22 protein-coding genes and 1 other annotated feature are annotated in these 24600 nt (G+C 34.4%); all 22 genes read left to right on the top strand.

What is annotated here, in order from left to right:
* Positions 1 to 39: 39 nt before the first annotated feature.
* The 22 genes from IGM13_RS10300 (at position 40) to IGM13_RS10195 (ending at position 24600) form a co-directional block, all read left to right on the top strand.
* The gene (locus tag IGM13_RS10300) at positions 40 to 741 is read left to right on the top strand and encodes a bacterial Ig-like domain-containing protein (RefSeq protein WP_002419502.1); all 702 of its coding nucleotides are present in this window, start codon (positions 40 to 42) and stop codon (positions 739 to 741) included.
* The gene (locus IGM13_RS10295) at positions 742 to 2178 is read left to right on the top strand and encodes a helix-turn-helix domain-containing protein (protein ID WP_002419503.1); all 1437 of its coding nucleotides are present in this window, start codon (positions 742 to 744) and stop codon (positions 2176 to 2178) included.
* A 367-nt stretch (positions 2179 to 2545) separates the two neighbouring features.
* Positions 2546 to 2989 carry a hypothetical protein gene (locus tag IGM13_RS10290; protein WP_002381534.1) on the top strand — a complete coding sequence of 148 codons (444 nt, stop codon included), beginning with the start codon at positions 2546 to 2548 and terminating at the stop codon, positions 2987 to 2989.
* A gap of 208 nt (positions 2990 to 3197) precedes the next feature.
* On the top strand, positions 3198 to 4385 hold the full coding sequence (locus IGM13_RS10285; protein WP_002367107.1) for an FtsW/RodA/SpoVE family cell cycle protein: 1188 nt from the start codon (positions 3198 to 3200) through the stop codon (positions 4383 to 4385).
* Positions 4386 to 4409: 24 nt separating this feature from the next.
* Entirely contained in the window at positions 4410 to 4769 is a 360-nt protein-coding gene (locus IGM13_RS10280; RefSeq protein ID WP_002359675.1) for an arsenate reductase family protein, read from the top strand.
* A 5-nt stretch (positions 4770 to 4774) separates the two neighbouring features.
* Positions 4775 to 5089: a glycine cleavage system protein H gene (locus IGM13_RS10275; RefSeq protein WP_011109554.1), complete on the top strand. Its 315-nt coding sequence runs from the start codon at positions 4775 to 4777 to the stop codon at positions 5087 to 5089.
* A gap of 53 nt (positions 5090 to 5142) precedes the next feature.
* Positions 5143 to 5390, top strand: a binding site (T-box leader).
* Between the two features lie 113 nt (positions 5391 to 5503).
* Positions 5504 to 6541 (top strand): methionine ABC transporter ATP-binding protein, encoded by a 1038-nt coding sequence (locus IGM13_RS10270; RefSeq protein WP_002364465.1) that lies wholly within the window; start codon positions 5504 to 5506, stop codon positions 6539 to 6541.
* Complete coding sequence (locus IGM13_RS10265; protein WP_002356640.1) at positions 6534 to 7220, top strand: methionine ABC transporter permease; 687 nt, start codon at positions 6534 to 6536, stop codon at positions 7218 to 7220. Before IGM13_RS10270 ends, IGM13_RS10265 begins: the two co-directional genes overlap by 8 nt.
* A 14-nt stretch (positions 7221 to 7234) precedes the next feature.
* Positions 7235 to 8053 (top strand): MetQ/NlpA family ABC transporter substrate-binding protein, encoded by an 819-nt coding sequence (locus tag IGM13_RS10260; protein WP_002359679.1) that lies wholly within the window; start codon positions 7235 to 7237, stop codon positions 8051 to 8053.
* Between the two features lie 347 nt (positions 8054 to 8400).
* The gene (locus IGM13_RS10255; RefSeq protein WP_002362225.1) at positions 8401 to 9216 is read left to right on the top strand and encodes an isoprenyl transferase; all 816 of its coding nucleotides are present in this window, start codon (positions 8401 to 8403) and stop codon (positions 9214 to 9216) included.
* Positions 9213 to 10013 (top strand): phosphatidate cytidylyltransferase, encoded by an 801-nt coding sequence (locus IGM13_RS10250; protein WP_002359680.1) that lies wholly within the window; start codon positions 9213 to 9215, stop codon positions 10011 to 10013. Before IGM13_RS10255 ends, IGM13_RS10250 begins: the two co-directional genes overlap by 4 nt.
* A gap of 473 nt (positions 10014 to 10486) precedes the next feature.
* Positions 10487 to 11656, top strand: a complete 1170-nt coding sequence (locus IGM13_RS10245) for a CDP-glycerol glycerophosphotransferase family protein (protein ID WP_002419505.1) — start codon at positions 10487 to 10489, stop codon at positions 11654 to 11656.
* A gap of 18 nt (positions 11657 to 11674) precedes the next feature.
* Complete coding sequence (locus IGM13_RS10240) at positions 11675 to 13141, top strand: glycosyltransferase family A protein (protein ID WP_002419506.1); 1467 nt, start codon at positions 11675 to 11677, stop codon at positions 13139 to 13141.
* A gap of 68 nt (positions 13142 to 13209) precedes the next feature.
* Positions 13210 to 15720: a glycosyltransferase family 2 protein gene (locus IGM13_RS10235; protein ID WP_002382694.1), complete on the top strand. Its 2511-nt coding sequence runs from the start codon at positions 13210 to 13212 to the stop codon at positions 15718 to 15720.
* 67 nt (positions 15721 to 15787) lie between these two features.
* On the top strand, positions 15788 to 18241 hold the full coding sequence (gene murB / locus IGM13_RS10230) for a UDP-N-acetylmuramate dehydrogenase (RefSeq protein ID WP_002419507.1): 2454 nt from the start codon (positions 15788 to 15790) through the stop codon (positions 18239 to 18241).
* Between the two features lie 17 nt (positions 18242 to 18258).
* Positions 18259 to 18657 (top strand): lipoprotein CpsH, encoded by a 399-nt coding sequence (cpsH, locus tag IGM13_RS10225; protein ID WP_002382696.1) that lies wholly within the window; start codon positions 18259 to 18261, stop codon positions 18655 to 18657.
* A 58-nt stretch (positions 18658 to 18715) separates the two neighbouring features.
* A complete protein-coding gene (gene glf, locus IGM13_RS10220; RefSeq protein WP_002382697.1) occupies positions 18716 to 19855 on the top strand; it encodes a UDP-galactopyranose mutase in 1140 nt (379 codons plus the stop codon).
* Positions 19839 to 21224 (top strand): ATP-binding cassette domain-containing protein, encoded by a 1386-nt coding sequence (locus tag IGM13_RS10215; RefSeq protein WP_002419508.1) that lies wholly within the window; start codon positions 19839 to 19841, stop codon positions 21222 to 21224. The genes glf and IGM13_RS10215 overlap by 17 nt, the downstream gene beginning before the upstream one ends.
* A complete protein-coding gene (locus IGM13_RS10210; protein ID WP_002362627.1) occupies positions 21224 to 22036 on the top strand; it encodes an ABC transporter permease in 813 nt (270 codons plus the stop codon). Before IGM13_RS10215 ends, IGM13_RS10210 begins: the two co-directional genes overlap by 1 nt.
* A gap of 662 nt (positions 22037 to 22698) precedes the next feature.
* Positions 22699 to 23349 (top strand): diphthine--ammonia ligase, encoded by a 651-nt coding sequence (locus IGM13_RS10205; RefSeq protein ID WP_002419509.1) that lies wholly within the window; start codon positions 22699 to 22701, stop codon positions 23347 to 23349.
* Positions 23350 to 23436: 87 nt separating this feature from the next.
* On the top strand, positions 23437 to 23664 hold the full coding sequence (locus IGM13_RS10200) for a hypothetical protein (RefSeq protein ID WP_002362220.1): 228 nt from the start codon (positions 23437 to 23439) through the stop codon (positions 23662 to 23664).
* Positions 23665 to 23868: 204 nt separating this feature from the next.
* Entirely contained in the window at positions 23869 to 24600 is a 732-nt protein-coding gene (locus IGM13_RS10195; protein ID WP_002419511.1) for an HAD family hydrolase, read from the top strand.

The raw sequence follows: 24600 nt of genomic DNA, 5'->3' as shown, positions 1-24600 counted from the left end.
GTTGTTTTTATGAAATAGTTTGGAGGAATAATAAACGAGATGAACCAGCGAACTATTTATTATGGTAGTATCGGCACAGCCTTATTTCTTTCTTCAGGAATGTTAATTGCTTCAGTGAATAGCTATGCCAACGAAGTGACAACACCAGGCAAATACACCGTGACTTATGAAGTAGATGGCAAAATTGAAACAGCAACCATTACGGTCAAAGAAAATCAAACGGAACTTAAATTAAAAGACACGTTTGTAGGAGTTAATCAAGCATGGTCACCATTAGACAATGTTGTTTTTCTAAAAGATAAAGAGGGACGCCCTCTAAATTTAGAAAATGTAATTATAGAAAATAATGTAAATACTCAAAAAGTAGGCCTTTATTTTGTAACCTTCCGTTACGAGGCATACCTTTCTATTGCGAAGGTGTATGTCAACCCTACTAATTTTGCTGCAGAGGAGAATGTGCTTGCAGAGCTTCCTTATATTCAAGCAATGATTGGCCCAGAAAGACCAATTATTGCCTCGAGACAGGACAAGGAGCAACAAACAAAACAGGAGAAAAAGAAAAATAAAATTGAACAGGAACGAGTAAATAAAAAGGTGCTGTTAAATGATGAGTTGTTGAAAAAAATAGATACGATAGCCCCAGTGGAAATTACTGGAGGAGCGGCAAGTGGGTCCTCTCAATTTGGCACCACTTTAAGCTTCCTGTCAGGCTCACTTTTGTATGGAACAAGGAGAGTTTAAATGGAATTCTTGTTATTAGATGATCGGGAAAATTTAAAATTAGCGATTATTAGAAAGTTAGAGCAACAATATTCATTTTCTGAACGAAAAGATCGTTTATGTAAGCAATTAGCTATTTCTCCTTATTTGCTAGAACGGAACATAACAGAAATCAATGCAGATTTGCAACGCTTTGGTCTGATTAATGAGATGGAAATCAGTGAAAAAAATAATGAAATTTTTTTATCTCAAAGCCTTCGTATTTCTTCAAGTATTATTGAAGAATATTATTTAAAAGACTCGTTAGAATTTAATCTATTAAAAACGATTTTCTTTCATCAGTTTACCTCAATCAAAAAATATGGCGAAAAGCACGGGATGAGTCGAACGGTTGTATACAAAATTGTTGACCATATCCGGAAAGAATTGGGGCAATACGGTATTAAGTTATCCAAAAATTTACAACTTAGCGGCAATGAAATGGCGATTAGACAATATTTTACTATGCTCTATTACCGAATTTACAAAGATTCTGAAGAAGTATATAATCAAACAGATCTTCGCGCAGTGAACCAATTATTGGCTCAATTGAAAGGCTCTTATGAAAATATCACTAATTTTCATTTATTTAAACATTATGTATTGGTGGCGTTAGAACGAACGCAAAGAAAAGCTAATTATTTTTTATCCCAAGAAGAAAATCCATTCGCTTTTGACGAAGAAAGTTCGATTTATCAAGAAATTCAATGTTGGATCAACGAAGTAATGAAGGCGACTCATGCAGAGAAAAATGCAGAAATTCAAGGAATTATCGGCAATTTATCGGTCTATCAAAGTGAACTTATTTCGGAACATTTGCTGAGTTCTCACAATGAGGCAATTACGGCTACGAAAACATTATTCTTTTCTTATATGCCGTTTACAATTTCGGAAGAAGAATTTTATCAAGAAATTGTTCCGATTATTTATCAACACCGTTTTATTACGCCGTTTATCGATATCACCTTACGAATTATGGATTTAGAATTTTTTCAGGAACGCTACCCAATTGTTTTTGATAGCTGTCGTCAGTTTTTATTTGCGTTGGACTGCTCGGCGTTTGAGTTTAGTAAGCTTTCTTTATTTTTTGATTTGCTATTAGTGTTATCCCGTCTTTATGACCAAAGGAATGAAAAAAGCACAATCAATCTTTATGTTAATTTTACGCAAGGAGAAAAATATACTCAGTTTATCAAAGAACAAATCAAAATATTCGAATCTTTCAGCATTCACTTTCATTCAGCGATTCGACCAGATACTGATTTAGTAGTTGCGGATTATTTACCAAAAACGTTATTTTCAGTAAAATGTTTAATTTGGCTAGCGCCCCCGCGAGCCAGTGACTGGCAAAATTTTGGCAACGAGATTGTCCGAATTAATAAAGAGCTACAACAAACAAAACAAAGAAAAAGCGAATAACAGACGAGGGCGGGACAGAATTGTTTAGCTTCGAGGACCAAGTTGTACGCTGATTTTATCTGTTCGTATTTTACAGAGAAATATCGAAGCGTGTAGTGTTGATGCTATTCCCGCCGTTTATCAGGTTTTGAGTGTGGAACAAAAATCCAAAGGGATTTTTGTTCCACACTCGTTTTTTACGAGTAAGAATTGAGAATCAAAAAAAATATCGATATAATTAAAAATAGATGAGTTTTTATTTCCGTTAATTCTCATTTAAAAAAGAAAAAGGAGTGTATTTTTATGAAAAAATTTTTAAAAATTAGTCTCGTCTCAGTCATAGTATTGTTGATTCTAACTAGTTGTGTCATTGTGAGGATGTGAGAAAATGAAAAAAAATATCTGGTTATCTGTACTGGCATTATTAATTTTGACTGGTTGTAAAATTAACATTAATAGTCCACAATCTGCCAGAGATGATAATTACGGTGAGACAACCCAGGCAAGTACTAGTATTAATGAAGTAGATGATAAGCTAGCTGGAACAATGTTTTCAAAAAAAGGAAGCGGTGATGATGTATTTACAAACTTAGCTTTTAAAAAGGGGCCAGTTATAGCAAACATTACTTTCAAAGGAACGGAAAAAATAGTTGTTCGGATCGTGGACAGTGATGGACAAGAAATTGCAAAGTTAATTGATACGCAAGGAAATTACATCGGAAAAACAATGGCTCAAATTCCTAAAGACGCAGATACGTATATTTTAGAAATTAAAGCAGAAGGAAGTTGGTCCATTCAATTTTCAGAAGCAAATACGAAAGCCAATCAATAGCTATTTTGGAAAGAAAGCAATCTATACCTATCTGAAGTGGAAGAAACGTAATTTTTGTAGAAAAATTAAGCATGAATAAATGGCGATTGAAAAGAAAAATTTTTATTGAATTCTCTAAAGTTTTTCTCAAATATAGTAGAATTCCTTTCTTTTCTTCTGTGAGAAAGATATAATAAAAAACGTATGAACAAAGGAAAAGGGATGACGAATGAATAGAAAAGAGAAAACAAATTTAGATAGTCGAATTGATTACGGCGTGATATTACCAGTTTTTCTTTTATCACTAATTGGTATGCTATCGCTTTACGTAGCGCTTTACAATGATCCAAGCAAACCTAAAATTGGTAGCTTGTTAATGAAACAAGGACTGTGGTATTTAGTCGGAGGATTAAGTATTGTCATTATTATGCATTTTAGCTCAAAATTACTCTGGCGGTTAACGCCCGTTTTTTATGCACTTGGATTAGTATTAATGGGATTACTACTGAAATTCTATGATCCCGTGCTAGCAGAGCAAACAGGTTCTAAAAACTGGATTCGCTTTGGTGGCACCACATTCCAACCATCGGAATTGATGAAGATTGCGTTTATTTTGATGTTGGCCTATATAGTGACCATGCATAATGTTAAATATGTGGACCGAACACTCAAAAGCGACTTTTGGCTAATCGCTAAAATGCTATTAGTGGCGATTCCGGTAATTGTTTTAGTACTTTTACAAAAAGACTTCGGGACGATGTTAGTTTTCTTAGCCATTTTTGGGGGAGTTTTCTTAATGTCTGGCATTACTTGGAAAATTATTGTGCCCGCCTTTATCATAGCTGCTCTAGTCGGAGCTGGAACCATCTACTTGGTAACAACAGAAACAGGAAGAGACTTATTGTCTAAAATTGGCATTAAAGCTTATCAATTTGATCGGATTGATTTATGGCTAAATCCTTTCCATACAGATCCAGATCGCTCATTCCAACCAGCGCTAGCATTAACAGCAATTGGTTCTGGGGGCCTTTTCGGAAAAGGCTTTAACGTGAGTGATGTGTATGTCCCTGTTCGTGAGTCAGATATGATTTTTACAGTTGTTGGTGAAAACTTTGGCTTTATTGGTGGCTGTTTCATTATTTTGTTGTATTTTATTTTAATCTACCGCATGATTCGCGTCTGTTTTGATACAAATAATGAATTCTATGCCTACATTGCCACAGGAATTATCATGATGATTTTGTTCCATGTTTTTGAAAACATTGGAGCGAATATTGGTTTACTACCATTAACTGGGATTCCATTACCGTTTATTAGTCAAGGTGGTTCTTCCATTTTAGGTAACATGATTGGGGTGGGCTTAATTATGTCCATGCGTTACCAACAAGAAACGGTTCGTACCAGAAGTGGTCGTTAAAGAAAGAAGAAAGAAGGGGTAGAAATGTACACACTTTATGAATATCCTAAATGCTCAACTTGTAAAAAAGCGAAAGCGTGGTTAGACCAACAAGGCGTTAAATACCAAGCAATTGATATTAAAGCAACACCGCCTAGTAGTGAACAACTAGCAAAATGGATGAAAGAAACCGGCTTGCCTGTTCGTCGTTTTTTTAACACAAGTGGGGTTTTATATAGAGAACAAGGCTTAAAAGATCTTGTTGACAGTTTTTCTATTGAAGAAGCAAGTCAGCGTTTAGCTGCGGATGGCATGTTGATTAAGCGTCCAATTCTCTTAAAAGACAATACATTTCTAACGAATGGTTTTAAAGAAGCAGATTACGAAGGAGTGCTTGGAAAATGAGTGAAATGAAACAAATCGATCAATTATGGATCTTACCAACAGAAGCAGGTTATAAAATTGGTTTAACTGCCGAAGCCCAAGAGGATTTAGGGAAGATTACTTTTGCAACATTTCCAAAAGTCGGACAAACATTAGCTAAGGGTGATTCTTTAATTGAATTAGAAGCAGAAAAAGCAGTCAGTGAATTCAGTAGTCCATTATCTGGTAAGGTAGTTGCGATTAATGAAGCGGCTGATCAAGAGCCAAGTGCATTAGATGAAGAAAATGCCTGGATTGCTGTTTTAGCAGATGTTGAACCAACAGAATTTGAAAATCTTTAGTCTTACGTTGACAAGGCCAATGTTTATTGCTATAATTTTCTCAATCTAATCAAAAGAAAGCTTTGAAAAGAAGAGTACATGTTAAGGACGTTTGAAGAGAGCCCTGTTTGCTGAGAATGGGTAACAGATTTAAGATGGAAGATGGTCTTTGAGCAGAGTAAGTGAGCGAAGCAGTGAACTTACTACGGGGCGCCCGTTACAGCCAACGGTATGCGAAGAATCAAGTACCGTATGAGGTTATTATTGAGAAATAATAGCGAATTAAGGTGGTATCACGAAATGACAAACTTTCGTCCTTTTTGCTGTAATAGCAAAAGGATGGAAGTTTTTTTGTTTTTATTAAGCAAATTCGTTTCATAAAAAGTGCGAAACCTTCAAAATAAGAAAGTAGAACAGAAAGAAGAGGAGAACAAAATGGCATTAATTGAATTACGTCATGTAAAAAAAGAGTTTTCCGGTAAAGCGGGTAAAGTCACGGCTTTAAAAGATATTGATTTAACGGTTGAATCTGGTGATATTTATGGCATTATTGGCTATTCAGGTGCAGGAAAAAGTACGTTGGTTCGCTTATTGAATGGACTTGAAACACCTACAGAAGGTGAAGTAGAAATTCAAGGACAAGATATTGCATTGTTGCCAAATAAAGAACTACGAAACTTCCGTAAAAAAATTGGGATGATCTTTCAACATTTTAATTTATTATGGTCACGGACAGTTCTAGAAAATATCATGCTCCCATTGGAAATTGCTGGTGTTCCAAAACAAAATCGGAAAAGCCGCGCAGAAGAGTTAATCAAATTGGTTGGTTTAGAAGGACGGGAAAATGCCTACCCAAGTCAACTCTCTGGTGGGCAAAAGCAACGAGTGGGGATTGCCCGTGCCTTAGCTAACAATCCTGACATTTTGCTTTGTGATGAAGCAACGAGTGCTTTGGATCCGCAGACAACTGATGAGGTGCTAGAATTACTACTAAAAATCAACCAAGAATTAAATTTAACGGTTGTATTAATTACCCATGAAATGCACGTGATTCGTAAAATTTGTAATCGCGTAGCCGTGATGGAATATGGTGAAATTGTTGAAGAAGGTAAAGTAATCGATATTTTCAAAAAGCCTCAAACAGAAATTGCGAAACGCTTTATCCAACAAGAAGCGGATAAAAACATTGAAGAGACGGAACTGGTTGTCGAAGAAATGTTGGAACAATATCCGAATGGAAAAATTGTTCGCCTACTTTTCCACGGCGAACAAGCGAAATTGCCAATTATCTCGCATATTGTCCAAGAATATCAAGTAGAAGTCAGTATTATTCAAGGGAACATTCAGCAAACGAAGCAGGGGGCAGTGGGTTCTCTTTATATTCAATTATTAGGCGAAGAGCAAAATATTCTAGCAGCCATTGAAGGATTACGTAAACTTCGTGTAGAAACAGAGGTGATTGGAAATGAATAATCGTGGCTTAGCAAGTTTCTTTGATTTTTCCCAAATTGATATAAGTAAACTACAAGAAAAAACGATTGAAACACTCTATATGACAGGGATTTCAATCATAGTGGTCGCCATTTTAGGGCTGATTTTAGGACTACTACTTTTTGAAACGTCAGGCAGAAAAGGGATTTTGAGCCGATTACTGTATTGGCTAGTGGCCATTTTTGTAAATATTTTCCGTTCGATTCCGTTTATTATCTTAATCGTTCTGTTAATTCCTTTTACAAAAATTATTTTAGGAAGTATGTCTGGTGTCAAAGGCTCCTTACCAGCTTTGATTATTTCCGCAGCACCTTTTTATGCTCGCATGGTCGAAATTGCTTTTCGTGAAGTTGATAAAGGCGTGATTGAAGCAGCCAAAGCAATGGGGGCCAATCGTTTCCAAATAATTTGGAAAGTTCTATTACCAGAAAGTCTGCCAGCGCTTGTTTCTGGCTTAACCGTTACAACCATTTCCTTAGTGGGCTATACTGCAATGGCAGCTGCTATTGGAGCGGGCGGTTTAGGAAGTTTGGCGTATCAAGATGGCTTCCAACGTGGTCAAAATACAGTTACCTTAGTAGCAACGATTTGTATCTTAATTATTGTCTTTGCGATTCAATGGCTTGGGGATACAGTCGCTAAAAAAATAGATAAACGATAAATGGAGGGAATAAGATGAAAAAACGTACATTATGGTCAGTAATTACTGTTGCAGTAGCTGTCTTAGTTTTAGGGGCTTGCGGCAATAAAAAGAGTGATGACTCGGTCTTGAAAGTTGGAGCTTCACCAGTTCCACATGCAGAGATTTTAGAACATGTAAAACCTTTATTAGAAAAAGAAGGCGTAAAACTAGAAGTGACGACTTATACAGATTACGTGCTACCTAACAAGGCGTTGGAAAGTGGCGATATCGATGCCAACTATTTCCAACATGTGCCGTTCTTTAATGAAGCGGTTAAAGAAAATGATTATGACTTTGTGAATGCAGGTGCGATTCATTTAGAACCAGTAGGGCTTTACTCGAAAAAATACAAATCGTTACAAGAAATTCCTGATGGTTCAACGATTTACGTTAGCTCTTCCGTTTCAGATTGGCCACGTGTTTTAACGATTTTAGAAGATGCTGGTTTAATCACGCTGAAAGAAGGGGTAGACCGGACAACTGCTACTTTCGATGATATTGATAAAAACACTAAAAAGTTGAAATTCAATCATGAAAGTGATCCAGCAATCATGACCACTCTTTATGACAATGAAGAAGGGGCTGCGGTTTTAATTAACTCAAACTTTGCCGTGGATCAAGGATTAAATCCGAAAAAAGATGCGATTGCCTTAGAAAAAGAAAGTTCACCTTATGCCAATATTATTGCGGTTCGTAAAGAAGACGAAAACAACGAAAATGTAAAAAAATTAGTCAAAGTGTTACGTAGCAAAGAAGTCCAAGATTGGATTACGAAAAAATGGAACGGTGCCATTGTTCCAGTCAATGAATAAAGAGAAAAAGACAATAGAATAAAAACTTGAGGTCGGGACAGGCGTGTTAAGCTTCAAGAAATAAGAAGAAAGTTCTGAAAGATGCTTTTTGTCTCTCAAGGACGTTCAGCTTATTTCCGAAGAAGCTACTCCTGTCCCGTTGTTTATTTAAAATTTTAGGGCTAGGCAGATATATCAGGTTGATTTACCTACCAAGCCTAAGTTTTTTTCTTTTAAAAAAGGACCATAAATGATAAAGTTACAAGGAATTTCTTAATTATCAGGAAAATTCAGGGACTATGCATAGGCATTTGCATTAGTTATTGTTATAATAATTAAGATAGATTTTTTGGAATGGAGGGAAAAAGATGTTACGTTTTTTTCCGCAAAAAAATAAATATGTAGAAGAAGCAAGCCAGTACGCCTTTGATAAAGAAGGCCAGATTCCACAGCACATTGCCATTATTATGGACGGAAATGGCCGGTGGGCACAGAATCGAAGACTGCCGAGAATTGCTGGACATAAAGAAGGCATGGATACGGTCAAAAAAATAACGAAGCATGCTAGTCATTTAGGCGTTAAAGTTTTAACACTTTATGCATTTTCAACGGAAAATTGGAAGAGACCAACAGATGAAGTCAATTTCTTAATGCAATTGCCTGTTGATTTTTTTGATACATTCGTGCCAGAATTAATTAAGGAAAATGTTAAAGTCAATGTAATGGGCTACCAAGAGTTTCTACCAAGCCATACGCAAGATGCTGTTAAGCGGGCCATTGAGCAAACCAAAGACAATACGGGCATGGTTTTGAACTTTGCTTTAAATTATGGGGCGCGTGCGGAGCTACTAACTGCCATGAAACAGATTGCTGCAGAGGTTTCAGAAAAAGCATATACGGCAGATGAGATTACAGAAGAAACGATCGCAGATCACTTAATGACTGGCTTTTTACCCACGGAACTTCGCGATCCAGAATTGTTGATTCGAACAAGTGGGGAAGAGAGAATTAGTAATTTCTTGCTATGGCAAATTGCTTATAGCGAGTTGTTTTTTACAAAAGCATTATGGCCTGATTTTTCAGGAGACACTTTAGAAACCGCGATTGCTTCTTTCCAAAATCGTAATCGTCGTTTTGGAGGTCTAAAAGAAACTACAGAAACAGAAGGGAGCGATCCGCAGTGAGACAACGTGTCATCACAGCTATCGTCGCATTAATCATCTTTATTCCAATTATCTGGTATGGTGGTTTTGCAATTGAGATTGCCGCTGTTGCTTTGGCAGTAGTCGGCGTGTACGAGTTATTCCGTATGAAAGGATTAACGTTATTAAGTTTTGAAGGTGTTTTATCAGCATTAGGGGCCGTTTTTTTAGTTATTCCAACAATTAAGTGGTTAAACTTTTTGCCGGAAATGCAAACAAATTTCATTTTATTTTATGTCACTGTGATGTTGTTGTTAGGTGCTTCGGTGATTTCTAAAAATACATATACGATTGAAGAAGCTGGCTTTCCAGTTATTGTCAGTTTATATGTAGGGATGGGGTTCCAGAACTTTATTAGTGCCCGTTCCGCAGGTTTTGAAGTCTTGTTATTTGCTTTATTCATTGTCTGGGCAACGGATATTGGTGCATATCTATTTGGACGCCGATTTGGTCGTCATAAATTGATGCCAGATGTTTCACCCAACAAGACAATAGAAGGTGCACTTGGTGGTATTTTATCAGCCGTGGTTGTAGCAGCGTTGTTTTTAGTTTTCACAGCTAATAAAGGGCTATTTCCTTATCCGATGCCGGTGATGCTCGTATTGACGGTTCTATTTTCTATAGTAGGGCAATTCGGTGATTTGGTTGAATCTTCTATCAAACGTCATTATGGCGTGAAAGACTCTGGTAACATCTTGCCAGGACATGGCGGTATTTTAGATCGTTTTGATAGTTTATTATTTGTATTCCCAATTATGCACTTATGTGGATTATTTTAAATTGATTAACAAAATTTAAAAAAGTATCGTCAAATAAGCAAAAATCCAGAAGAGAGACTCTTCTGGATTTTTGCTGTTTATTGGGTTAGTTTAGGTAACTTGTGAGTTATTTAATTTCTAAGAGTAATTGTATAAAGATGGCTAAAGTTTCTAAAAAATTAAATAGGTGATCGGATGTTAAATATCTGAAAATTCAGAGGGAAATTCGATTGTAAAAAATTAAATTATAACAATCGAATAACACTGGAATGTTTATTTCAATAAAGCCATTGACGTTTAGCATAGATAAATTTATACTTAAAAGAAGAAAAGCAAAATAATGTATTTTATAAGCTTGTTCAATCGTGGTGAGAGTTATTCATAAATTTAAACAAGTAAAGAGAAGATAATTTAGAGATTTGTGAACGCGTTCTTCATACAAGGTTATAGATTAGGATTATATTTTTGATAATCTAATGTAAAGGATTAATTCAATGAAAAAATTTTTAGAGAAGAGTATACATCAAGCCATAAAAGCTTGTTTTTTCATTTTGGGTAAACTACCTAAAAAGAAGTTATTTATTTTTGAAAGTTTTCATGGAAGACAATATAGTGATAATCCACGTGCAATTTTTGAGTACATAAGAGATAACTGTCCTGAATATCAATGTATTTGGGCAGTCAAAAAAGGATATGAGATGCCTTTTGTAGAAGAGAATGTTCCTTTCATTAAACGATTAAGTTGGAGATGGCTATGGATGATGCCAAGAGCTCAGTATTGGGTTTTTAACACACGGATGCCAGCTTGGATGTATAAGAATCAAACAACAATCTATATACAGACGTGGCATGGAACCCCTCTAAAGAAACTGGGCTTAGATATTGAAACAGTCAAAATGCCAGAGCATGAAACAGAGAGCTATAAACTAGAAGTTATTCAAGAAGCAAAGCGTTGGGATTATCTCATCTCACCTAATGCATACAGTACTAGAGTGTTTCGACAGGCCTTTCATTATGAAGGGAAAATATTAGAAGTAGGATATCCGAGAAATGATTTGTTAGTTTGTGAAAATAAGGACAAAATAGCTTTTTCTGTTTGCAATCAGTTAGGCCTTTCAGCCAATCAAAAAATTATTCTTTATGCCCCCACGTGGCGTGATGATGAGTCTATCCGAAAAGGAGCCTATCGTTTCACCAATCATTTGCCAGTTGAACAACTTTTAGAAATTGATCCTTCTATTGTTGTACTTACACGACTACATTATTTAATTGCAGAAAGTTTTGATATAAGTGCATTTGGTTCACGTGTAATCGATGTTTCTTCTTATCCAGATATCAATCAACTTTATTTAATCGCTGACTTATTAATTACAGATTATTCATCGGTTATGTTTGATTTTGCATTAACAAAAAAACCGATGCTATTTTTTATGTATGATAAGGAAAAGTATCAAAATAGTACAAGGGGATTCTATTTTGATCCAACAGCAATTTTGCCTGGAAAAATTGTGACAGACACAGATAGCCTAGTAACGTCTGTAAAAAACGTATTGTTTTCTAAAACGGAACAGGAACAACGTTTATATATGCAGTTTTTTCGTGAATTTTGCCTTGAAAATCAGGATGCCACTAGACAGCTGATTTCAGAAATTTTAAAGAGATAAAAAGCCGGAGGGTGTAGGTTGGAAAATCAAAAAGAAGTCCAAAAAGAATATGAAGAGTATCAATATATGTTAGATAATGAAACGTGGAAAAAGAAGTTAAGTCAATTTAAGCTGTTTTCTTCAGAAAAAATATCAAAAAATCCTAAGGTCTCAATCATTATTGCTAATTATAATAATGCACCATATCTTAAAAAGATGATGGATTCTCTTGTTCAACAAACCATTGGAATTGAGCAATTGCAAGTGATGTTTATTGATGATTGCTCCACAGACCATTCGTTAAAAGTAATAGAACCATATCTTGAAAGATATCCAAATATTGAAATTTATCAGCTACTTGAAAACACTGGAGGCGCTCACGGCCCAAGAAACGTAGGGATTGTAAATGCACGTGGTGAGTATAGTGTCTTCTTAGATGCAGATGATTGGTATGATTTAAATGCATTGAAATATTTATCAGACCTACTAGATGACTCTCACGATGATTTTGCTGTTTCTGGTCTAATACAGAGTACAGATGGCCACTTAATGTTAAAAAGTAAGCCATATTATATGGATGGTTCATTTAAAAATCGGTCTATCCAAGAATTGCCAGCTGAATTTTATGGGTGGTTAGGACCACAAGCTATCATGTTAAGAACTTCGCTGATACACAATAATAATTTACATTTTGTTAATCAACGGGTGGCTGATGATGTGCTGTTCTTTTATGAAGCTATGCGATTTTCAAAAACCATTACACAAGGGGAAAGGTTAACGACTTATTTAAATCGAGATGCAGATAATGAAAGTTTAAGTAAATCAATTAATCGGACATTTATGCTTTCCTGGTTGCGTGCGTTAAGCTATATCAATCAACAATTTCCAGATGATTTATCTAAAGAGCGGATGTTAGCACGCCGTTTAGAATGGCTAATTTATGACTTTTGTATTCGGAGGGATACTGGGTATCCATTCAGTAAAAAGCGATTACAGGACTTTAAAGTACAGATGGATCAGTATTTAGGTGAATTGAGTTTTGATCCTAGTCCGTATTTTAGAAGTGATGTGCGCCAAATCATTTGGACATTTTTACAAACTAACGATATTGATGGTTTGTATTGGTTTATTCAATGTCAGTCCATTCGTTGGGTGTTAGTCAATCGCTTTGGTTATGTTTCAAAAACAGAGAAAAGTTATTATTATCCAAGATTATTGAAACGATTCCCAGCAGTTCGCATGAATGCTTATGCAGAAGCAACGCAACGTGAAGGCAATACGCTTTCTTTAAATGTGTATACACACCAAAAAATTACAGGATTTGAAATAAAAGAGCTGAAAAATCCTTTTGAAACAAGACAAAGACTGGCGTTTAAAAAAATTAGTGAAACTAGTTATCAGGTAGAGTTGCCAGAAAAATTTTCAAATAAAGAAAGTAGATTTACGATAGTTTTTGATAATTATTTAGAAATTGGGGTTAAAGATTTTAGTAAGTTTTTTGCTTAATTTTATTCGTTCAAATCAGGATATTTTGAGTATACAACTATAAATGATAAGTGAGGGAAATTTGTTTTATGGAAAATGTGAAAGTGTCAGTTATTGTACCCGTCTATAACGTAGAAACCTATTTAGAAGAAGCATTAATGAGTTTGAAAAACCAAACATTGAAAGAAATTGAATTCTTAATTATTAATGATGGCTCTACTGATAATAGTCAAAAAATTATTGAAGAAATTGCACAAGATGATCCACGTTTTCGCGTTTTCAATGTTAAAAATGGGGGAATTGGAAAAGCCTTTAACTTGGGTGTTTCAGAAGCAAAAGGTGAGTATATTGCTGAATTTGAAAGTGACGATTATGTAGCGTTGCATGCCTATGAGCGTTTATACAATACGGCTAAAAGTCATCATGCAGATGTTGTCCGTTGTAACTGGGTTGAATTTTCTTCGGAAGAAGAGGTTGAGCGAGATATATTATGGCAACATCCCGATAAATACAATCAATTGATTGACTTAAAAACAACGGATTTAATTGTACAAGTTTATCCATGGAATGCCATTTATAAAAAAAGTATGATTGAGAAAGAAAACGTAACTTGGGATGAGGAAATTAAAAGTTATGGGGACACTGGTCTATTTTGGAAAATCAATTCAGCATCTCAGAATGTTATTTTTATTAAAGATTGTTTGTATTTTTATAGACAAGACAACCCAAATTCGACAGTAAATAATGTGGCAACAAAGGTTCCTTTCTTGTTTCAACAATTTAAACTAATTCGTTCAAACTTAATTGAACAAAATAAATTTGAACGCTACAAAGGTTATTTTTATAAACAAATGTTCGAAAAATACTTTTGGGCGATTGAAAAACTAACACATTTACGTGACGAGTCGGTTTATGAAGTGATTCAAAAGGTGGCTGTAGATTTTAAACAAGCTATAGAAATAGACCAGCTGAATGATATCGATTTTGAATACATCAAACAATTTTATCAAATTGCGAATGATCCAGTAGCTTATTATGAGGACTACTTGAAAAATCTGTATAAAGTTAGTGTAGTCATGCCGATTCACAATGCGTCCAAATATTTAAGACAAACATTAGAAAATGTTTGTGAGCAGTCTTTACGTGAGATTGAAATCATTTTAGTAGAGAATGGCTCTACGGATAATACAATGGATATTATTAACGAATTTGCAGTAAAAGATCCGAGAATTATGGGGATTTCTATTGGTAAAAGTAATCCTGGACACGCAAGAAATGTGGGCATTTCGATGGCACGAGGCCGGTATTTACAATTTTTAGATGCAGATGATCATTTTGAAGTGAATTTATTACAAGACGCTTATTATCGTGCATATGATAGTGCAACAGATATTCTTTTATTTGGTATGAAAGAAAAATTGCCAAATGGAGAAGTGCACGTGGTTCACAATCCATTACTAACTAATGGCGGACGTATGTCTGGTGAAGAAATTTCATTGGATGAAGTAACTCCTTATTTATATGACAAATTATTTTTATTAGAATACATCAAAGAAAATAACTTGGTAAACTTAGAACAATTTGTTGGCGAAGACGCTTATTTCACTTATACCGCATTATTAGGTACTGAAAAAATTGTTGCACTAAACAAATATTTGCTGACTCGAATTGTTAGACAAGATGGCTTGATGTCTACGTATGGAATGAATTATCGTGATGAGTTCAATTTACATGATAAAATGTTGGAGTACTTAAAACAACATGCTCCAAATCGGATTGAAGCATATCGTTTAAAAATTATTAATACATTAAACTGGTTTATTTTTGACATGAATCGTGTTGATCAAGCATTTAAAGAACGTTTCTATCAAGAATTAAAAGAGAAATACATCCAACAATTAGGGCTAGACTTAGTGAAAAAAGAAAAATATTCTAATGATCCAGAACAAGTAGAGCGTATCACACGAATCCAAAATATTTTACAATACAATCTAGAAATATATCAAAATATTTATAAAGATTTTGGGATGAAAAAAACCTTCATTATTCCGAATGTTCATATTCAAGAGCGTGGAGGTAAAGTAATTTTTGGACAAGAGAAAGCCCATGGAAATGGGACGGCAATTGAAATGTTTTCAATTATTATTGCAGATAACGATACAAGTAATGCCAGTGGAGTGATTGATTTCGTTTATATGGGTGACAATACAAAAATAATTCATGATAGTTTATTAGTATCTTTATTAATTAAAAAAGAAGGTACTACTTTAAAATCGATTGTTTTACAAGCCGAGTGGGAAAAAGGCTATACCTTACTACAAGAAAATATGTATTATACTTTCGTAGACAATGTTTTTACAATTTGGGCGGGCTATACTCAAAAATATGCAGCATTTGATTACAATGTTCGAATTTTGACTTCTCGAGAAGGGGAAACACATTTTAGTGTCGTTCGACAAAACCAAGGCTATATCCAAGATACAATGACAAGTATCGGTAACGAATTAACACCTATCAATAAAATTGAAGGAAATGAACCTACAACAATTAAAAAAGCTGTATCAAAAAGTCTTAAAAAAGCAAAAGGGTTGTTGAAATAACATGTAAAAAAGATTCTTAAACATGAACGAATAATAAGTAATTAACAGAGAAAGTAGGAGCGGAAGAATGAAAAAAGCAGCAATTATGGGCTGGTGGTATAACCAAAATTATGGATCAATCTTAACATACTATGCTCTAAACAAGTATGTACAGAATAAAGGGTACGAGACGGTTATGATTGATGGACCACTAGGTTATAAAAACAGAAGTAACTTTCGAGCATGGATGCCTTTAGCGTATAATTTTTTTAAGAAAAATAATATGCCCTATACTGAACAATTAACAAAAGAAACGTTACCGACATTGAATGATTTAGAAAATCTAGATACCTTTATTTTAGGCTCTGATCAAATGTGGAATCCGTGGAATGGTTGGGTAGACGACGATGATTTCTTAGATTTTGTTTATCCTCGTAATAAAACAATTGCTTATTCTGTTTCATTAGGAAAAGCAGATACAAGTAAATATGATCCCAAATGGGTTGCAAACCGCAAAAAAGATATTACACAGTTTAATCATGTTTCTATGAGAGAAGATTTTTCTGCACAAATTATGAAAGATATTTTTCAAGAAGAAGTTATTCAGGCTTTGGATCCAACCTATCTTGTTGAAAGAAGTGAATATGATTCTTTAGCTGATCAAGCTACGTTTAAACGACAAGAATCAGGAGATTATATGGCTGTCTTTTTCTTGGATATTAACAAGGAAAAAGTTCGTGTAGCACTAGCGATCGCAGAAAAATTGGGACTGAAATTAGTGGTCTTGCCTAATCCTTTAAAAGGACGTGAACTAGCTAAAAAAACGTTTCCTAATACAGTAGAATATGTTTCTGAAGATACACCAGAAAATTTCTTAGCTGTTTATCGAGAAGCAAAATATATTATTACTGATTCGTTTCATGGCACTGTTTTTGCGACTATTTTCCAAAAACCGTTTTCAATTTTTTATAATGAACAACGTGGAATTGACCGCTTTAATAGCTTGATGAACCTGTTTGAGCTTGGCGAAACTAGACGTGTCTATGAGCAAAACACAAAACAAGAAATTGAAGAAAATAAAAATATTAGTTTAGCACTTGACTATCAAAAGACCGCTGGAAAGATTGCTAGAGAAAAAGAGATTTCAGATAAGTGGTTAACTGATGCGTTGACAAGTAAATTTAGCCCAGATGAAGACGAAGTATATGATGAATTTAGACGATATATTATCAATAAACCTTTGGATTTTTATCGAGCTAAAACAACTGTTCCGATTTCCGCAGCAATTATTTTATCGCCAAATGGTACAATAAAAAATTCCAACCCTAATGAAAGCTTTTGGAAGCTAACAGATAAAGAATTAATTTTTATGAATAATCATCGTGAAGTCACCACAAGATTTAATCGTGAAAAATTTAAGGGAAAAGAAACGTTCAGTCCTTTTAGAATCGTCGGCAAATATGTGAAAGATGAAAAAATCGAACATGTTATGTATTTGCATCCGATACAAAAACCTAAGCCTAAACCGAAACAAGGCACAGAAAAAAAAGCATTAGCAATTCCAGAGAATCTTTTAACAAGAAAACAATTAATTATGAAAATTGTACAAAATAAGAGAATTCGTTCGTGGAAACAAGATCTTTTAGAAGAATTACCAGATTTGGAATTATTTGTAGGTCGTGAATTAAAAGAATATGCTTCGAATTTTGTTGGTGGTCCAGCAGACCTTTTAATTTTTCCAAAAACGATAGAAGAAGTTGCTTTAATTGTAAAATATGCTAAAAATAATCAAATTCCTTTAACTGTTATCGGTAAAGGTTCAAATATTTTAGTCCGTGATGGTGGTATCCGCGGGATTACTTTAAATATGACTGCCTTGAATTATCGTAAAATTACGGGGAATGTTTTAACAGTTTCGGCAGGTGCAAGTTTAATTGAAACATCTTATTATCTACTAGAACACTTGAAATGCGGTTTAGAATGGGCAGATAATATTCCAGGAACCATTGGTGGCGCAGTTTATATGAATGCTGGGACAGTTAAGGATATTAATAGTATGTTTCTTGAAGCTACGATCGTAGATGAAAATGGAGAAATTAAAGTTTTAAATAAAGAAGATGTTCAATTTAGTCATCGCTATAGTTCATTTATGGATCATCCTGAGTGGATTATTCTAGAAACTAAATTACAGATTTCAGAAGGTAATTTAGAAAACATGGTAAATGACATGGTAGGAACTGTCGAAATTAGAGAAAGGATGCACCCACTAACACATCCAAATCATGGGTCAACTTTTACTTGGGGACGGGCGCCTCGATTAATTCAACAAGCTGGCTTAGTTGGTACTAGAATTGGCGGAGTAAAAGTATCTGAAAAACATCCAGGTTTCTTTATCAATGTTGAACAAGCCTCTGCTCAAGACTATGAAGCATTAATTTATTTAATTATTGCAAAAGTTTATGAATTTTCTGGATTTTTATTAAAACCAGAAGTGAGAATTTTAGGTGCAAATATGTGGGAAGCAAGTTTAACTTTTAAATAAACGGAGGAGTGTGTGACATGAAAAAAATAATCACGATAATTGTGTCTTTAGCAATTGGTATCGGTTGTGGTTTTTGGTCAGGATATTACATCAGTAAAAAATATTCAGAAAACCAAGAGACAACTATTTCTAAAAGTACTAACTCAGAACAACCTTTGATTGCAAATGGAGAGTATCAAGTAACAGCTAATTGGGATTGGAAAACATTAGTTGTTAAAGATAATGTGTGGACACTGGATGGCAAACGTATTTATGATGTTTCCACTACAAATGATAATATTGTGATTTTAAAGGGAAAAAATTTGAAATCACTTGTAGTTTATAAAATAGAAAAAGATAACGAAAAAATCAACTTATATTCTTACACAAAAGAAGGCGTTGGTAAAAAGGTACTGGCTACTTTAGTGAAAAAATAAATAATGCATTTAGTGTTTGAAATAAATTGAAAGTAACTTTGTTAGGAGAAGTTAGTTAATGAAATACAATACGAAAAATTATGACTATTTAATTGTTGGTTCAGGACCTTTTGGGGCAACGTTTGCATGTGAAGCAGCTAAACGAGGAAAAAAAGTATTAGTTATTGAGAAACGTGCTCATATTGGTGGCAATATGTATACACATAAAGAAAATGGCATTAATGTCCATGACTATGGTGCTCATATTTTTCATACTGACAATAAAGAAGTATGGTCTTATGTCAATGAATTGACGGAATTCAATGGCTACATCAATCAAGTAGTTGCTAATTACAAAGGAGAGCTCTACAACCTACCATTCAATATGAACACGTTCTACCAAATGTGGGGGGTAAAAACGCCAGCTGAAGCACAAGCAAAAATTTCAGAGCAACGGGAGGCAGCTGGGATTAAAGGAGCTCCAAAAAATTTAGAAGAACAAGCGATTCGTTTGATAGGAACGGACATCTATGAAAAATTAATTAAAGGCTATACAGAAAAACAGTGGGGACGTAAGGCTACGGAATTACCAAGTTTTATTATTCGTCGTTTGCCAACTCGTTTTACTTTTGATAATAATTACTTTAACCATCGCTATCAAGGCGTACCTGTCGACGGTTATACAGCTATGTTTGATAAATTGTTAGAGAGTGAATTAATTGATATTCAATTGAATAAAGACTTTTTGGCAGAGAAAGAAACTTACTTATCAGAGTTTCCAAAAATTGTTTATACAGGGATGATTGATGCATTCTTTGATTATTCTTATGGCGAACTAGAATATCGTTCAGTACGTTTTGAAAATGAAACAGTAGATTCAAACAATGCACAAGGTAATGCCGTAATTAATTATACAGATGCGGAAACTCCCTATACACGGATAATGGAATGGCGACATTTTGATCAAAAGGCCGATGAAAACAAAACAATTTTGACGAAAGAATACCCACAAGATTGGGATCGTTCAAAAGAAGCGTATTATCCTGTTAATGATGAGAAAAATTCGCTTTTGTTTAGAAAATACAAAGAAAAAGCAAACGCTCAAGAAAAAGTTATTTTTGGTGGACGTTTAGCCAATTACCAATACTATGATATGGACCAAGTTTTCGGAGCAGCTTTGAAGGCAGTCGCTAAAGAATTTGGTGAAATGGCCAACTAGTGAACGGTTAGACTCGGAGGAACAAATGGAAAAAGAACTGAAAGTTAGAACAAAATTACTTACCAAAGAATACAGTTTAGCGCAAACACGTATTGACAAATTGAAGACACTTTTTAGTATTTTTCAAAACAAAGTTCCCACATTTTGGGCGTTAAAAGGTGTTAGCCTCGACGTATATTCTGGAGAAACAATTGGTATTATTGGTTTAAATGGTTCAGGCAAATCCACTTTATCAAATATTATTTCAGGCATCACCCCTCAAACATCAGGAGAACTTGAAATAAATGGTGAAGTGTCAATTATTTCGATTGGTGCAGGACTAAATAATAATTTGACAGGACGAGAAAACATTCGAATGAAATGTTTAATGTTGGGAGAAAAAAATAAAGAAATTGATGCCAAAATCGATGATATTATTGAATTCTCAGAATTGGGTGTTTTTATCGATCAGCCTGTTAAAACTTATTCTAGCGGTATGCGTGCTAAGCTTGGTTTTTCAATTGCGGTTCATCAAAATCCAGATATTTTAGTGATCGATGAAGCGTTATCTGTAGGAGATCAAACCTTCTATAATAAAGGCTTAAAAAAAATGCTTGCATTTAAAGAGCAAGGCAAAACTATCTTTTTTGTCTCTCATTCTATTCAACAAGTAGAGCAAATTTGTGATCGTGTCGCTTGGATGCATTATGGGGACTTACGTGCATTTGGTGAAACTAAGCATATTTTAAAAGAATATCGTGCTTTCTTGCACCGTTATAATCATTTCACTGAACCGCAAAAAGAATCGTATCAGAGAGATGGCAAGGCCAAACAGAGAAATTTTTCTTTGGAACAACTTCAAGAAACAATTCTTGAAAAAGCCAATCAACAAGTAGGCAGTCGCCGGACGACTAAAGAAGTCATAAAATTTACTACTAAAAATAAGATTGGGGATAAAATGACTCTTGGTACGAAGAGCTTGTTAATTTTGCTACTTTGTATGATTTTTTATGTAAGTCTTACCTTTGTAAAGGGTATTTCATTAACAACAGCTTTCATTCATCCAGCGGAAACAATTCAACGTATATTTGTTCCTGAGAAAGTAGCAGGGAAGGATACAAACGCTGTGAAAACTACTAAAACTAAACCAGCTTCAACAAAAGAATCTAGGCAGCAGGAGGAAGTTCAGCCTAGCTCAACGAACGTACCAGAAAATAATAATAGCGAACAAGCTGTGTCAACGTATACTGTGGAAGTTGGAGATTCAGTCAGTTTGATTGCTGAAAATCACGGACTCACTATAGAACAACTTCAAACTTTGAATCCAGAAATCATTGAGGTACCTATTTATCCTGGACAAGTGTTGAAATTGAAAGAGGTGACTGAATAATGCGCGAGGTAAAATTAATTTTAGCGGAACAGTTTTCATACTTAGGCGTTGCACAACGAATTGCTAAATACAGTAATAAAGCATTATACCAAAGCCACATCTTAGGAAATTTATGGCAAATTTTAAGTCCTTTAATTCAGTTAGGTGTCTATTATTTTGCTTTTGGGATTGCCCTTGGTGGTGCTCGAACCGTAAAAGGAGGAGTATCCTATATCGCTTGGTTGATGGTAGGATTAAGTACATGGATTTTTTTAAGTACAGTAACGAAACAAGCTTCTAGTTCTGTTTATATGCAAGTTGGCATGGTCTCTAGAATGAAGTTTCCAATAAGTATTTTGCCAATGGTTAAAATATTTTCTGAGTTACCAAGTTATTTTGCATTCACTACGTTAGCAGCAATTGTGTCAATCTCGACAGGCGAAAAGATTTCTATTTATTGGATTCAGCTACCTTACTATATTGTAGCGATGATTATCTTTTTATATAGTTTTAGTCTAATTAATTCAACGATTGCTGCATTAATTAGGGATTATCAAATTTTCTTGAATTCTATTATCCAAGTATTAATGTATATGTCAGGGGTCTTTTGGGATTTGAGTACAAAGAACTTACCGTCTTGGTTATCAAAAATTCTTATGTTGAATCCTTACGCATATATTATTAATGGATTTCGAGATACATTTTTCTATAAAAGATGGTTTTTTGAAGATAAGCCCCAGCTTGTTGTTTTTTGGCTAACAACATTAGTAATATTTATCGTAGGAGCTCATTTACATGTTAAGTTCAGAAGCAAATTTGTTGATTATATGTAATATATGAAGAAGTAAAACCACCGTATACTGACAAGAATACGGTGGTTTTACTCTTTAATTGACAATAGCCTTCTCTTTAAAGAGAAGGCTATCTAACGAATCAATATTATTATTTTAAAGTTGGATCAGACTATTTCTAGTATTCAAGTATTTTTCATTTAAGCGATGTATTCCCTACCTCTAATACATCCTTGTATCTCTCTAGACACGCCAGTTTTGAATAAAATCATCAAAACAATTGAATGGTTCGTTTAAAAATATTTTTCGTGTTCTAATTATTATAACATAAAACTCGTCAACTGACCACTAGCTGACGAGTTCATAATTTTTCCAGATAAATAGACAGCCGTTTTCCGCCGACTGTCTAAGATTAAGATAGATTTGTAAAGAAGTGAATAAATGCTTCCTACTATCTCTTTATAACATGAGGAAAAGAAAACTGCAAAAGATAGCTGTGTTTTTTGAAAAAAAGATCAGCTGGTTTCCGCCAGCTAATCATCCGTTGAAAAGAGATATAAAGAAGTGAATAAAGCTTGCTTTACCTCTATTTTATACCATGTTTTGATTCAAATAACTATTCAGTATTAGTTATACTTAAATAATAAATATGTATACGGATGTATTATTTTGAGGTATAGTCATAGAGAAAAGAGGGAACGTTTATGAAAAAATTTTGTTTAAGTTATAGCTCTGGTAAAGATTGTTTATTGGCGATGGATCGATTGATACAAGCAGGAAATCAGCCAGTAGCGTTAGTGACAACACTAAGTGATGAAATTAATCGTTCTTGGTTTCACGGGATACCAATCTCCGTCTTAGAAGCAGCGGCTGAAGCGTTAGATTTACCACTTGTTATCTCACATAACAATGAAACAAATTACACAGAAAAAGTGGTTGAGGCACTGCAGGAAACCCAAAAATTAGGTGCAGAAACGGTTTGTTTTGGCGATATAGATATTGAACAAAATGGTGCTTGGGATCGCCAAGTTGCATTAAGTGCTGGACTTGAACCACAATTACCTCTTTGGCAGGAAAATCGCGAAGCACTTGTGAAAGAATTCTTGGCAAAAGGGTACACAGCAATTATCAAAACGGTCAGCAAAGAGGCAGGCATTCCAATAAAATTTTTAGGAGAACCGTTAGATGAAACATTTATCACGTACCTTAAAGAACATCAATTAGATATTTGCGGAGAAAACGGGGAGTACCATACGTTGGTAATTGACGGCCCGCTATTTAAAAAGAGGCTCAATTATTATACTTCAGGAATTTATGAAAGTCCTTATGCTTATTCTTTGATTATTGATGCTTAAATGAAAGTAAAAGGACACAAGCTGCCACTTTTTCTAGCGATATGCTATAATTGACTTAAGAAAAGTAGAGAAAGTGAGTGGTTAATTATGGAAGAAACTGTCTTTTTTAATTTAGGAAATGCCCTTGCTTCAAAAAGAGATCAAAAAGAATTAATTAAAGAAGCCCAAATTGCGAAAGATACTCGAAAGATTCCAGGAAAACTGATTATCGTTGAAGATGAAGAAAATGGTACCCATATTTTATTTGAATTAGCTGATCAAACAGAACCGTCTGCTGAAACAAAAGAATTCAAAGTGAAAAAAGTGATTGATTAATAAAAAAGCAACTAATTTTTCTAAATTCGTAGTGCGCCCCCAAAGTTAGATTTTTTGGTCTAACTTTTGGGTCTCACTACAATTCGTTGCTTTTTTATATTTTTTTACACAAATGATACAAAAAGAATATCAAAATCAAATAAATGATTAGTATACTTGAAGAAACAAATAGGAAGCAAAGCAAACGTTTTGAGGTGTTCTTTCATGGAAAATCGAGGAATTTTATTTGATAAAGATGGTACGTGTATTCGTTTTGATACTCTTTGGCAAGCAGGTTTGAAAGCTTGTTTTGAAACACTAAGTATGTTAGCCCCTCATCATTCAGCAGAAATAAAAAAGATATTAGCTATTCAGGAGCAACGTTTTTTGCAAAAACATTTACTTGATGAAGTCCTTTATCAGGAACTTTATCAGGAATTGGCGCAATTTGAGGAATTAGTCGAACAGGGAATCAGCAGTCGATGGCTGGAGCAATTTTTTTATGATTATTTACGAAAAAATCTGAAAAAGATTGAACCAATTGGTGATTTAAAACAGTTATTTCTTGAGCTGAAACGGAAGAACTATAAAATTGGATTAGCAACTTCAGATACTTTGCCAGCGACTATGTTGATTATGGAATATCTTGGTTTAACAGAAATGTTTGATTTTATTGCGACAGGAGATCGTTACTTACCGAAACCAGATGCGGCCATGCTCCAAGCCTTTTGTCAGTCATGTCAATTGAAGCCGACAGAAGTAATTATGGTAGGTGATTCGCTCGTGGATGTTTTCATGGGAACTTGTCATGGTAAAGCGGGAATTGGTGTTTTAACAGGTAACTGCCAGTCAACTGATTTTGAAAAGTTTGAAGTAGCCTATTTTCGTGATATCCATGAAATACCTTATCAAGAATTATGGGAAAATACCAAGAATAAAAAAATCCTGAAAAGATGA

Source organism: Enterococcus sp. DIV0561, from assembly GCF_050539875.1.
GTDB classification, from domain to species: Bacteria; Bacillota; Bacilli; order Lactobacillales; family Enterococcaceae; genus Enterococcus; species Enterococcus faecalis.
This window is presented reverse-complemented; position numbering and strand designations above follow the sequence as displayed.